We start from the raw sequence: 12,812 nt of genomic DNA on the forward strand, positions 1-12,812 counted from the left end.
GAAAATATCGATATTAGTGAAATTATCAGGTGCTTCACGGTAGCTTTATTGATACATTATTGAACATCGACATAGTTGTGGCGTATTTTTCGAGACAGAAAAAACCCAGCACTATGCATATTGTTGAATGAAAGGACTTTTTTGATGTTTCAACATATCCCCCCATACGCAGGCGACCCAATTTTATCTTTAATGGAACAGTTCAATGCTGATACTCGTTCTGGAAAAGTGAACTTGAGTATTGGTCTTTATTATAACGAAGACAGTATTGTTCCTCAGTTAGAGACCATTATTGAAGCGCAAAAGCGTATCGAGCCTAAAAACGGTAAAACCAAACTTTATTTGCCAATGGAAGGCTTCAAACCTTACCGTGAAGCAATTCAAGCACTTTTATTTGGTGCAAACAGCCCAGCAGTTAAAGCTGGCCGTGCTGTAACCATCCAAACGCTTGGTGGTTCAGGTGCATTGAAAGTTGGTGCAGATTTCTTAAAAACTTATTTCCCAAATTCTGACGTTTGGGTAAGCCAACCAACTTGGGACAACCACGTTGCGATTTTCAATGGCGCTGGCATCAAAACTCATTTCTACCCATATTTCGATAACGAAACGCGTGGTGTAGATTTTGACGGTATGCTTTCAACACTTAAAACTTTGCCTGAGCAAAGCATTGTGTTATTGCACCCATGCTGCCACAACCCAACGGGTGCTGACTTAAACCCAGCGCAGTGGGATCAAGTGATTGCAGTATTAAAAGATCGTAACCTTATTCCATTCCTAGACATCGCTTACCAAGGTTTTGGTGACGGTATGGAAGAAGATGCGTATGCAATCCGTGCTTTAGACCAAGCGGGTCTAAACTTCATTGTGAGCAACTCGTTCTCTAAAATCTTCTCTTTATATGGCGAGCGCGTTGGCGGCTTAACTTTCGTATGTGATGATGCAGAAGCTGCTCAGTGCACATTCGGTCAGTTAAAAGCGACTGTACGCCGTATTTACTCTAGCCCTCCTACAACAGGTGCTTGGTTAGTTGATGAAGTGTTAAATGACGCTGAACTTAACCAGCAATGGCAAGGTGAAGTAAAAGAGATGCGTGAGCGTATTATTAAAATGCGTAGCATCTTGAAAGATGAACTTACTAAAGCATTACCAGACCGTGACTTTAGCTACCTTGTAAACCAAAAAGGTATGTTCAGTTACACAGGTTTAACTGCTGAGCAAGTTGATATCTTGCGTGAAGAATATGCAATCTACTTAGTACGTAGTGGCCGTATTTGTGTAGCAGGTTTAAACATGAATAATGTTTACACTGTTGCTAAAGCAGTTGCAGAAGTGCTTGCTAAATCAACAGAAGCAGCATAATACATCTATTAAAAAAGGCGCTTCGGCGCCTTTTTTATGTCTCGGTATTAAGATTTAGCCTTGCCCCAATATTTCAGTTTTGAGGTATGTCCAATACCTACGTTAAAGCTATTGGTTGGGTCAAGTTTTTGATAAAAGTTAGCTAAGGCAGGCTTGGCAATGTAAAGATGCCCAACATTATGCTCTGCCGGATATTCAGCACGGCGCGCATCGAGTAACTTCCACATTTGATGTTCCATTTCTAAAGGGTCATGGCCCTTTTTAAGAATATAGTCTTGATGGAACACATGACAAAAGAAATGCCCATAATAGAGTTTATGGATGATTTTATTTTCCATTTCGGCAGGCAGTTGCTCTACCCACTCACGGTCATTACGACGTAACGCAATATCAAGCGCCACAATATCTTCAACTTCACTACGGTGCGTATCACGATAACGAATTGCAGCTCCTGCAATCGCAAAACGGTGTAAGAACGCTTTTCGGCCTTCCCCTTCGCTACATACGAAATAGCTACCTGACTGATGCACTGCAAAATATTCTTTTAAAAACTGCTCGGTCTGAGCTTTTGAATTATTTTCGACACGTAGCACTAAATGGTGCTCATAACGATCTCGATATTCGGTCATACGCTTAGGCAAATGACTCGGTAAAAAGAAGGTAATCGCCTGTAAAATCTGATCCGTTAAACCTTTAATTTTAAATCTTTCTAAGAAACCATCGACTTTATCTTTCATCGCAAAAGCTTTGGGAACATTGGCTGTGCCAAATTTTTCAATAAATAAGAACGTGTCTTTTCCGTACTTTTCACCAATCAAGTAAGCATCTCGGTGAATATATTCACCAGCGATTGGTAGGCTTGGCAGTGAGGTTAGTAAGTAACGGCGAATAGCGGTTAAATCATCGGCATCATTAGTACCAATATAAAAGACATTACTTTCTACTTTTTCATAAGTATCAAGACGTACCGCAAACACACAGACTTTACCTGCCGAACCCGATGCTTCAAACAATCGTGACGGGTCTGCATTAAAACGCGCGGGTGTATCTTCATCAACTTGCGTCACATCGTGCGCATAACGATAGTCCGATGCCTGCTTTTCGCCATCATCTAAAATATCTATGGCTTGATATTTCTGCTTCTCTAAACGCATCAAAATTTCTTCAGGAGTCGAGCCTAAATTCACCCCTAAATGGTTCACCAGCTCTAATTGACCAGCAGTATTCACCTGAGCATATAACGCCAGCTCAGTATACGCAGGACCACGGCGTACCAACGCACCACCAGAGTTATTACACACACCGCCAAGTACCGATGCCCCAATACAAGATGAACCAATTACTGAATGCGGTTCACGATCATAGCCTTTTAAAATTTGCTCTAAATTATCTAAGGTCGCACCCGGTAAACAAATCACTTGCTTACCATCATGAATGACTTGTATGCCTTTTAAACGACGCGTACTCATCACTAAAACAGGACGATCATAATCATCACCATACGGGGTTGAACCGCCAGTGAGTCCTGTATTCGCCGCCTGCATAATCACAATACAGTCTGCATCAATTGCAGCTTGGAGTACCTGCCATTGCTCTAACAAGGTTCCTGGCACCACCACAGCAAGTACTTTCCCCTCACCAAAACGACGACCTTGGCGATACTGACGCGTGCTTTGATCATCAGTCAAAACATGCGAACGCCCTACAATATTCTGTAAACGTTCGATCACTACTTGAGGAGAAAATGTTTGCATGATGGTTTCCTTTTGGTCATCCATTTATCAAATTAGACCAACACGATGGAGTCTTACCGTTTGTAATTTATATTTAACTAGCTCATTCTCTAATTAGAATCAGCCCTATATTTACTATCGTGATTGGCGGCAGGGATGCCGCCGTTTCGATGCGGTAGCAAGGAAGTACCGTCATCGAAACGAAGGTTTTTGGTTACTTTTGACCTTTCAAAAGTGACAAATGCCTACACTCAGAACTTTAGCAAATCACCAAATTTTGAGGCTGTGCTTATTGCCTCACTTAAAAACTTATTTCTTAAAAACCTTGCTTCATCGCCTGTACTAAACAATCCGCATTAATATCCGAAATCGACTTAGCACCCGTAAGCGTCATCGCAACACGCATTTCTTTATCAATTAAATCAAGCAAGTTCGAGACCCCTTGCCCACCTGCTGCTGCCAAGGCATAAACAAATGCACGGCCAAGTAAAACCGTATCGGCACCGAGCGCCAACATACGCACCACATCTAAACCATTGCGGATGCCTGAGTCAGCCAAAATCGCCAAATCACCTTTCACTGCATCAGCAATTGCAGGCAATGCACGAGCAGATGACATCACACCATCTAACTGACGACCACCGTGATTCGAGACCACAATACCATCTGCACCAAAACGCACGGCATCTTTGGCATCTTCAGGGTCTAAAATACCCTTAATTACCATTGGGCCATCCCAAAATTCACGAATCCACTCAAGGTCTTTCCATGAAATTGATGGGTCAAAGTTCGAGCCTAACCAACCAATATAGTCTTCAAGCCCAGTAGGCTTACCTAAATATTTAGAAATATTGCCCAAGTCGTGCGGACGGCCCATTAGGCCAACATTCCACGACCAATGCGGATGGAACATTGACTGCATATAGCGGCGCATCGCAGCATTTGGCCCACTCATACCCGAATGGGCATCACGGTAACGTGCACCCGGCACAGGCATATCTACGGTAAATACCAATGTTGAACAACCTGCCGCTTTTGCACGTTCCAAAGCATTCCGCATAAAACCACGGTCACGTAATACATAAAGCTGGAACCACATAGGGCGGTTAATTGCAGGTGCAACTTCTTCAATTGGACATACCGAAACCGTTGAAAGAGTAAATGGAATGCCCTTTTTGTCGGCTGCCATCGCTGCCTGCACTTCACCACGGCGCGCATACATACCTGTTAAGCCTACAGGTGCCAAAGCAACTGGCATAGACAAGGTTTCGTTAAACAGTTTGGTTTCAAGGCTTAACGCCGACATGTCATTGAGCACACGTTGACGCAATGCAATTTCTGACAAATCTTGTACGTTACGCTTTAAGGTATATTCCGAATACGCTCCACCATCAATGTAATGAAATAAAAATGGAGGTAAGCGACGCTGTGCCGCAGCACGATAATCATTGCCAGAAGAAATAATCATTTTGAATCAACTCTACTTAAACGATTTGCACGTTTCTGGCGAGCTTCGTCTTCATCCAGAGAACGCACATGATTAATCACAAATTCAATATGACCGCAGACAGCTTGGCGTGCGGCCTCGGGATCTTTACGATCAATAGCATCCATCACCTGAAAATGCTGCTCGCTCAGCAAGTCACCATTTACGGGGTCGTTATAAACTTTTTTACGCCCTAACAAGACGTTGTATTGCAGCAAATCAAACAAGCTGCGCATCATTTGAATCAGCACCACATTGTGAGATGCTTCAGCAATCGCTAAGTGGAATTCAGCATCGGCTACTGCAGCCTGCGCCGAGTCACCTGCATTTTGATGGCGACTAATTTCATTAAAATAATGATGAATTTTGGCGCGATCTTCAGGCGTTGAGCGTAATGCGGCATACCATGCCGTGCCACCTTCAAGTAATAACCGTGCCTCTTGCACATCAAAACGGTAGAGTGGATCTTCTTCAATCAGGTTGCTAATCGGGTTCACAATCAGTTGCTGTGGCCACTGTTCAGGCAACTGCTGAATATAAGTCCCATCGCCACGGCGGCTACTGAGCACACCTTGACTATTAAGCTGCTGAATCGCTTCACGCAAAGATGGACGAGAAACCCCTAAACTTGTTGCAAGCTGGCGTTCGGCAGGCAAACGGTCACCTTTTTTCATGTGACGTTCTTCAATTAATGCCTGCAATTTCATGACCACTTGATCGGAGATTCTCATCGCGTTTCCTTCACTGGAGTTATGGAATCATCCACGGAACCAGATAAGCCTGAACCGTAATAATGATGCCAACAAAGACAGTGAATATGATGCTATGTTTTACCGTGAAACGGAACAAGTCAGATTCTTTTCCAACTAAACCTACTGCGGCACACGCAATCGCAATCGACTGCGGAGAAATCATCTTACCTGTCACGCCACCACTGGTATTAGCAGCCACCAATAACACTTCTGGAATACCAATTTGCTGAGCCGTAGTCGCCTGTAGAGCCGAGAACAAAGCATTTGAAGAGGTATCTGAACCTGTAAGGAATACACCAAGCCAGCCCAAAAATGGCGAGAAGAAAGTAAACGCATGACCCGTATGCGATAGAGCTAAAGCTAAAGTTGCAGATAAACCTGAATAGTTCGCAATAAAAGCAAACGCCAACACCATACCAATCGAGTAAATCGGTGTTTTCAACTCATTGAGTGTTTCACCAAAAGTCGTTACTGCCTCACTTGCTTTCATTTTCAAGAAAATAGCAGTGATAATTGCAGCAATAAAAATTGCCGTACCTGTTGCAGAGAACCAGTCAAACTTATAAATCGCTTCATATGGCTTCATCTCTGCCACAATTGGCGGCATTTTTTCGACCAATTTATGCAAATACGGAACTTCAAGTTTGAAAATCCAGTGTTCAAGAGCACCATCTTTTGCAAATAATGCTTTAAACGGCTTAACACTCCAGATGGTCACCATGACTGTTAAGATGGCAAATGGAGACCATGCCTTAGCAATTTTCCCAATACTGTAACGTTGAACCGTTGTAGGTTGCTGAATTAGAGTTTGGCCAGCTTCAGGTTCAAAGCGGAAAATATGTTTTGGTTTCCAGAAACGGAACAACACAGTCAGGCTGACCAATGAAGCAATTGCAGCGGTAATATCTGGTAATTCAGGGCCAATAAAGTTAGATGTAAGATATTGGGCAATCGCAAAAGCGCCACCACCCACTAATACAGCAGGCCAAGTTTCTTTAACACCACGCCAGCCATCCATAATCGCCATGATCCAGAACAACACGATCAGCGTTAAAAATGGCAACTGACGACCCACCATCTGGCTAATTTCCATGGTGTCTACGCCTGACACCTGCCCCGCCACAATAATTGGAATACCCATCGCACCAAATGCCACTGGCGCGGTATTTACAATCAAGCATAAACCAGCAGCATAAAGTGGCTTAAAGCCTAAACCTACAAGGAGTGCAGCCGTAATTGCGACAGGAGCACCAAAACCCGCTGCTCCTTCAAGGAAAGTACCAAATGCAAAACCAACGAGTAACATTTGCAGACGTTGGTCTTCGGTAATTGACAAAATGCTTGAGCGAATAACTTCAAACTGACCTGTTTTTACCGAAATCTTGTATAGAAAAACTGCCCCAATAATGATCCATGAAATTGGCCATAGACCATAGAAGAAACCGTAAATAATAGACGCAAAGGCCATTTGACCCGGCATTTGATAGAAAAAGAGAGCAATCAATAATGCAATAATGACTGTGCCCGTACCCGCGATACTGCCTTTTAAACGAAAAACTGCTAATGCCAAAAAGAAGAAAATAATCGGGATTAATGCAACCGCACTGGACAGCCAAATATTATTTAAAGGGTCATAAAGTTGTTGCCACATATTGAGCATTGTCATCTCCTTGAAATGCCGGGGCGAATTTTTGTACCTTAAATTCTTAAACATCTAACACAATTGGTATTACCAATTAAAAATTAAGTGCAAATGTTGTTCCTTAAACCACAGGAAGCATCATAAACACAGACATTAGCAAGATCAATCATTAAATAACCATTAAAATTGGTATGACCAATATGGTTGAATAAAATCAAGCTATTTCTAATTTATAAATTTATTTATTAGACTAAAGTCGTAAAAATCTTTCTTATAAATTTAGATATGAACTACCGAAATGAAGTGAAAAATTTGAATATAAAAACTATAAACATACCTGTTTCATGATCTATGTATAATGTGCACACAACTCAAACCACATGTATTGAATTGAATAATGACTACTTTAACGTGTTTTAAAGCTTATGATATCCGAGGCAAACTCGGCACCGAATTGAATGAAGAAATTGCCTATAAAATTGGCCGCGCTTACGGACAAATCTATAAACCAAAGACTGTGGTTGTAGGTTGTGATATTCGTCTAAGCAGTGAGGCTTTAAAACAAGCGACCATCCGTGGATTAAATGATGCGAGTGTCAATGTTCTTGATTTAGGCATGACGGGTACTGAAGAAGTTTACTTCGCCGCTTTCCATTTAGATGTGCAAGGTGGTATCGAAGTTACTGCGAGCCATAACCCAATGGACTATAACGGCATGAAATTGGTTCGAGAAAATGCTCGTCCAATTAGTGCAGATACTGGTTTAAAAGAAATTCAGGCTTTAGCAGAAACCAATAACTTTGAAGAAGTTAGTCAAAAAGGTACAACTCAAAGCTATAACATTTTGTCTGAGTTCGTTGATCACTTATTAACTTATATTGAACCAGCAAAAATCCGCCCACTTAAGTTAGTGGTAAACGCGGGTAATGGTGCAGCTGGTCACGTGATTGATGCAATCGAAGAAAAATTTAAAACGCTTAACGTACCTATTGAATTTATTAAAATTCACCATGAAGCAGATGGCACTTTCCCAAATGGGATTCCTAACCCAATTTTAATTGAAAACCGTGACAGTACTCGAAATGCTGTAATTGAGCATAAAGCAGATATGGGAATTGCATGGGACGGCGACTTTGACCGCTGTTTCTTATTTGATGAAAAGGGACAGTTCATTGAAGGCTACTATATTGTTGGTCTATTGGCTCAAGCTTTCTTGATTAAACAGTCAGGCGAAAAAATTGTGCATGACCCGCGTTTAGTGTGGAACACATTTGATATCGTGGATGAGTACGAAGGTATTGCCGTCCAGTCAAAATCTGGTCATGCATTCATTAAAGACGTGATGCGTGAACACAATGCCGTATATGGCGGAGAAATGAGTGCACACCACTATTTCCGTGACTTTGCTTACTGCGACAGCGGGATGATTCCATGGTTACTCACCGTTGCCCTACTTTCTGAAACAGGACAATCACTTTCAACACTCGTTGAAAATATGATTACCAAGTTTCCTTGTAGTGGTGAAATCAACTTTAAAGTGGTTGATACACAAATCACTATTCAAAAGATTTTCGATTTCTATGCTGATCAAAATCCACAAATTGACCGTACTGATGGTGTAAGTCTAGACTTTGGTGCATGGCGCTTTAATGTCCGTGCTTCAAACACAGAGCCTTTACTACGCCTCAATATTGAAAGCCGTGCAGATCGTCAAGCTCAGCCAATGCAGCATTATGTAGATGAATTAACTGGATTAATTCAGTCTTAATAGAGTTCATCTCAAAGAGATGGAACATTATTGTTCCATCTCTTTTTGGTTATTCTGCATAATTTTATAAGTATGATTATGTCCGTCTAATACATCCTTATTTAGATTTTCATAACCTTTTAACAATACTTTCTTATCAAAATTACACGTTGGATTTTCATTGATAAATTTTTGGTGAATGGCACTATAACAACTCGAGACATCATCAACAAATTGATAGTAATCTGATAAAGGTAACCCTGCTAACTTTAATAGTTTTGGAGCGACGAAACTTGCAGCAATATAAGGTTGCTTCAAAGGCTTCTTATCTAATTTATAATTGCTCCACACTACAAACGGTGTCTGATAATTTTTTAAATTAGTTCGCTCAGGATCATCTTTAAAAAATCCATAACTCTCATAAACTTCTTGTAGATTTGGCAAATGATCGCCAAAAGCCACTAAAATTGTTGGTCTATCTACTGTCTTTAAATATTCAGCGAGCTCTTTTAACTTTTGGTTAGCACGTGCAGTTCCAGCAGTATAAGTACTTAATTTTTGCTTTTCAGTTTCAGACAGTTCTTTGTTAAGTTTATAATTTTGTTTACCAAATCGATTATCATTATACATTGGGTGATTTTCAACAGTAATCGCATAAATAAACTTTGGCTGTAACTCATTCTCTTTTAAAGTAGACTTAATTGAATCAAAAATGAGATCATCTGTGACCCAACCGCCCAAATTAATAACTTTCCCTAGATCTTTATGGGCAATCATGTTTTCAAGCGATATAAATTTCTCAAACCCTAAATCTGGATATACCTTATTACGATTATAGTAGTAACTATAATTATTATGCATTACAACCGTTTGATAACCGATTGAATTTAAATAATAAGGTAGAGCATAAATTGGTTTCTTTAGCTTAGAAACATATAACAACTCATTTGGGAAAAAAGTTGTATTGAGACTCGTTAGAACTTCAAACTCGACATTCGCAGTACCTCCCCCAAAAGAAGGAGACAATAAATTAGAAATCTGATTTTGATGAACAAAAGATAATAAATCTTTTGAAAAACCATTATCTAAATGATGAGAATCCCAAAAAGATTCTTCCATCACAATAACAATGTTCGAATATTCCTTCTCATTATCTTCTAAAGGTTGAACCAAATGATGTTGCTGCAATATCTGCAATATGTCTTGCTCAGATACTTTACGGTTAGGTAATAATACACTCGTTACATTATCCAATACTTTAGAAATATAAAAAGTCACAAAACCATAATCTTGAATTTTCCGATAATCACCGATCCAATCATTTCTAGTATTTGGAAATTCCTGTAGGCTTGCACAAATCATAGGCTTATTTTCAGAAAAACAAGCACCTGTAGGATTTCTAATGAAATTTAAATAAATTAAGCTACTACTAAGTAATCCAAAAATAATAATATTTGGTACATAGGAATGAAATGTCACCTTACTTTCTTTTCTTATTGCAATTAGCAGAGTAATAAGAAAGAAAATAATTGAAGTAAAGAAAATGAGTTGTAAATGCCATGGTGTTGCCTTCATTGCCTCAGGCACAAGAAAAATATCTTCAGGACTTAGATTACTAAATAAATATTGTTGTTTCTTTTTATTAATAAAATTTAAAAATATAACAAATAATTGGCTCAGCAATAAAGCAGTATATTTCCGGCCCGTCACTATAAAAAATAGCTGAATGACTGCATAATTGAATAAGATTGAAAACAAAGCCCTATCTGAACTCAAATATGTATAAAACTTAATTAGAGTCAATTGCATATCCCATGCAATATACAATCCCAAACAAGTTGAAAAAAAAGCAATGAAAACAAAGAGAAGCTGTTGACGCAGAAAGGCCATAACTTAAGCAGAAGGACAAAAGGCAATGGCGAATATTACCATAAAAATTAGTTGTTCACTTAGTAGGTTTATGAGTTTTCAGGAACATCAAAATACATAAACATATGAATTATAAAGAAATAAATATAAAATTTTAACTAAAAAATAAGCCTATAGCTACTAAGTAGCTATAGGTAGTTAGTGATATTAAAAAAATAATTTATTTTAAGTTAATTTATTTTTCCTTATCTGAATAAGAAGAAAAGATTTTTTCAAACACGGGTATTAGCAAATTAGCTCCAGTAAGGTTCAAGTGATTACTATCAAAGTAATATGGATATTTATTTTCATCACTAATTATACAAGTAGGCTTACAAAGTATTTGCTTCACATGATCTATTTTTAAATTGCTATACTTAGATTCTAAGACTTCAAGTTTAGTAAAGAAGATAGCATTATCATCAAGGTACTTATGTACATCATATTGTGCAGTAGCATTATTCTCATAAAGAATTTTTGGTACTGGTTCTTTATAAATAGGTACAGGCATAATAAAATCAATTGAAATATTTTTATGTTTAAGAAGGCTCTCTATTTTTTCAAGTAACTTGTCATCTAAGGCTGGTGATGAATAATGCATTATAATTCGCCCTGTCTTTAACCGAGCAGCTTCTTTAAGTAAAACATCTACAGTGAAAGGTCCTTCAATTAGAGGAGTATTAGAAACTACAAAATAAGTATTATATTTGTTCTTGGCAGCCTCTTCAGAAAATGCCATTTTAATTGAATCTGAATGACTGTTTCCTACCAATAAAATTGATTTTTCAAAATTTTCATTGTTGATTTTACATGTGACAGCTTTGGGATCAGAAATACGTTTAAGTTTGCCACAGCGATACGTTGCACGGTCTTTTAAACCCGCAAAAATATTTTTCTCTTGCTGATTATAAAAATAGGTTTGAGTAACTTTCGTTATACCAATCAATGCAACTATTGAGATGATAGAAACTAGATATTCTCTCTTTATATTCTTAAAGTTTCTAGTTTCAATCAATTTATGCATTAGAATTGAAGCTACTGCAATTAGAATAAATAAAGAGATCTTATCTAATAAACTTTCAGGATGTAAATTTGTACCCGTAAAAGGCTTGTATAAATAGAGAACAATAATGGGAAAGTGAACAAGATAAATAGAGTAGGAATAGTCACCAATTTTTGAAAGAAGTAAACCTAATTTACTATCTTGTAAAAATTTAGGTAATCCGAAACTCAGAACTAGGGCTGTGGCAATACAAACAATTAATGCGTGTATACCAGGATGTGCATTTAATCGATTTACAGAATTTCCATCAATATGAAGAAATGGTACGGCACAAATTATAGCTAAACCAATTAATCCCAAAAAACTGTAATTATTAAATTTAATATTACCATTAATGGTTAAATAATAAGCCACCACAAACCCAATTAAAAACTCCCAAACACGTAAAGGCATCATAAAAAATGATGTTTGAGGAGCAATACCCAGGATAAAAATACAGCTTAGAAGTGAGCCAAGTAATGCAATCGGAAGTAAAAATTTAGACTTTTTAAAGAAAAATACTAAAAAAGGTACTATTAAATAAAACTGGATCTCAACACCAAGAGACCACAGATGAAGTAGGGGTTTAAAATCTGATTTACTAAAATATGAGTTTTGTAGCCAGAAACCAAAATTGTTAGCAAAGAATATACTGTATATTGATTGAGTTAAAACGGCTTCCTGTTCAGAAGGAAGAACAACAAATATAGCTGCGATTAATGTAAGAATTACTGTTGCAAAATATGCAGGTAATAAACGCTTAGCTCGTCTTTCAAAGAATTTTTTTGCCTCTCCAGGCTTGTATAGAATGGCCATTAAAAAGCCACTTACTACAAAAAAGACATCAACACCAAGAAAACCACTTTGTATACCAGTTACTTCAAGATGGAACAGCACGACAAAAATAACAGCAAAAGCTCTTAAAATTTGTATATCAATTCTTTTATTCATATATCAATATCAATTATAAAAAAATATTTTCAGAATTCTATCAACTACCTTGTTCTTTTTCACTAGATTACTTAACCTAGAACAAGCTTTATGGAATAGACTTAAAAGATATAAGTAAAACGTTAAGTCGTCCTACTCGATTATATAGAGTTGCCTAATCTAGAGTCATACTATCAAAATTTGTCATTTTTT

The 12,812-nt window shown here is 38.2% G+C and carries 8 protein-coding genes; 2 read left to right on the forward strand and 6 right to left on the reverse strand.

What is annotated here, in order from left to right; all coding sequences use genetic code 11:
* The first annotated feature begins 144 nt into the window (after positions 1 to 144).
* The gene (locus tag AOLE_RS19070) at positions 145 to 1,359 is read left to right on the forward strand and encodes an amino acid aminotransferase (protein ID WP_013199242.1); all 1,215 of its coding nucleotides are present in this window, start codon (positions 145 to 147) and stop codon (positions 1,357 to 1,359) included.
* 47 nt (positions 1,360 to 1,406) lie between these two features.
* Here AOLE_RS19070 and dld read toward each other — a convergent pair whose 3' ends face one another.
* The 4 genes from dld to lldP form a co-directional block, all read right to left on the reverse strand.
* Entirely contained in the window at positions 1,407 to 3,113 is a 1,707-nt protein-coding gene (gene dld / locus AOLE_RS19075) for a D-lactate dehydrogenase (RefSeq protein ID WP_013199243.1), read from the reverse strand.
* A 295-nt stretch (positions 3,114 to 3,408) separates the two neighbouring features.
* Positions 3,409 to 4,560 (reverse strand): FMN-dependent L-lactate dehydrogenase LldD, encoded by a 1,152-nt coding sequence (gene lldD, locus AOLE_RS19080; RefSeq protein WP_004706043.1) that lies wholly within the window; start codon positions 4,558 to 4,560, stop codon positions 3,409 to 3,411.
* The gene (lldR, locus tag AOLE_RS19085; protein WP_013199244.1) at positions 4,557 to 5,309 is read right to left on the reverse strand and encodes a transcriptional regulator LldR; all 753 of its coding nucleotides are present in this window, start codon (positions 5,307 to 5,309) and stop codon (positions 4,557 to 4,559) included. Before lldR ends, lldD begins: the two co-directional genes overlap by 4 nt.
* A 19-nt stretch (positions 5,310 to 5,328) precedes the next feature.
* Complete coding sequence (lldP, locus tag AOLE_RS19090) at positions 5,329 to 6,996, reverse strand: L-lactate permease (RefSeq protein WP_171056861.1); 1,668 nt, start codon at positions 6,994 to 6,996, stop codon at positions 5,329 to 5,331.
* Between the two features lie 373 nt (positions 6,997 to 7,369).
* On the opposite strand from lldP, the gene AOLE_RS19095 reads away from it, so the two are divergent.
* Positions 7,370 to 8,740: a phosphohexomutase domain-containing protein gene (locus AOLE_RS19095; protein WP_013199246.1), complete on the forward strand. Its 1,371-nt coding sequence runs from the start codon at positions 7,370 to 7,372 to the stop codon at positions 8,738 to 8,740.
* Positions 8,741 to 8,767: 27 nt separating this feature from the next.
* On the opposite strand, the gene AOLE_RS19100 is transcribed toward AOLE_RS19095, so the two are convergent.
* Together AOLE_RS19100 and AOLE_RS19105 are read right to left on the reverse strand one after the other, a co-directional pair.
* Positions 8,768 to 10,429 carry an LTA synthase family protein gene (locus AOLE_RS19100; RefSeq protein WP_081399396.1) on the reverse strand — a complete coding sequence of 554 codons (1,662 nt, stop codon included), beginning with the start codon at positions 10,427 to 10,429 and terminating at the stop codon, positions 8,768 to 8,770.
* Positions 10,430 to 10,823: 394 nt separating this feature from the next.
* Positions 10,824 to 12,620, reverse strand: a complete 1,797-nt coding sequence (locus AOLE_RS19105) for an acyltransferase family protein (RefSeq protein ID WP_013199248.1) — start codon at positions 12,618 to 12,620, stop codon at positions 10,824 to 10,826.
* Positions 12,621 to 12,812 lie beyond the last annotated feature (192 nt).

Origin of the sequence: Acinetobacter oleivorans DR1 (assembly GCF_000196795.1) — a bacterium.
GTDB classification, from domain to species: domain Bacteria; phylum Pseudomonadota; class Gammaproteobacteria; order Pseudomonadales; family Moraxellaceae; genus Acinetobacter; species Acinetobacter oleivorans.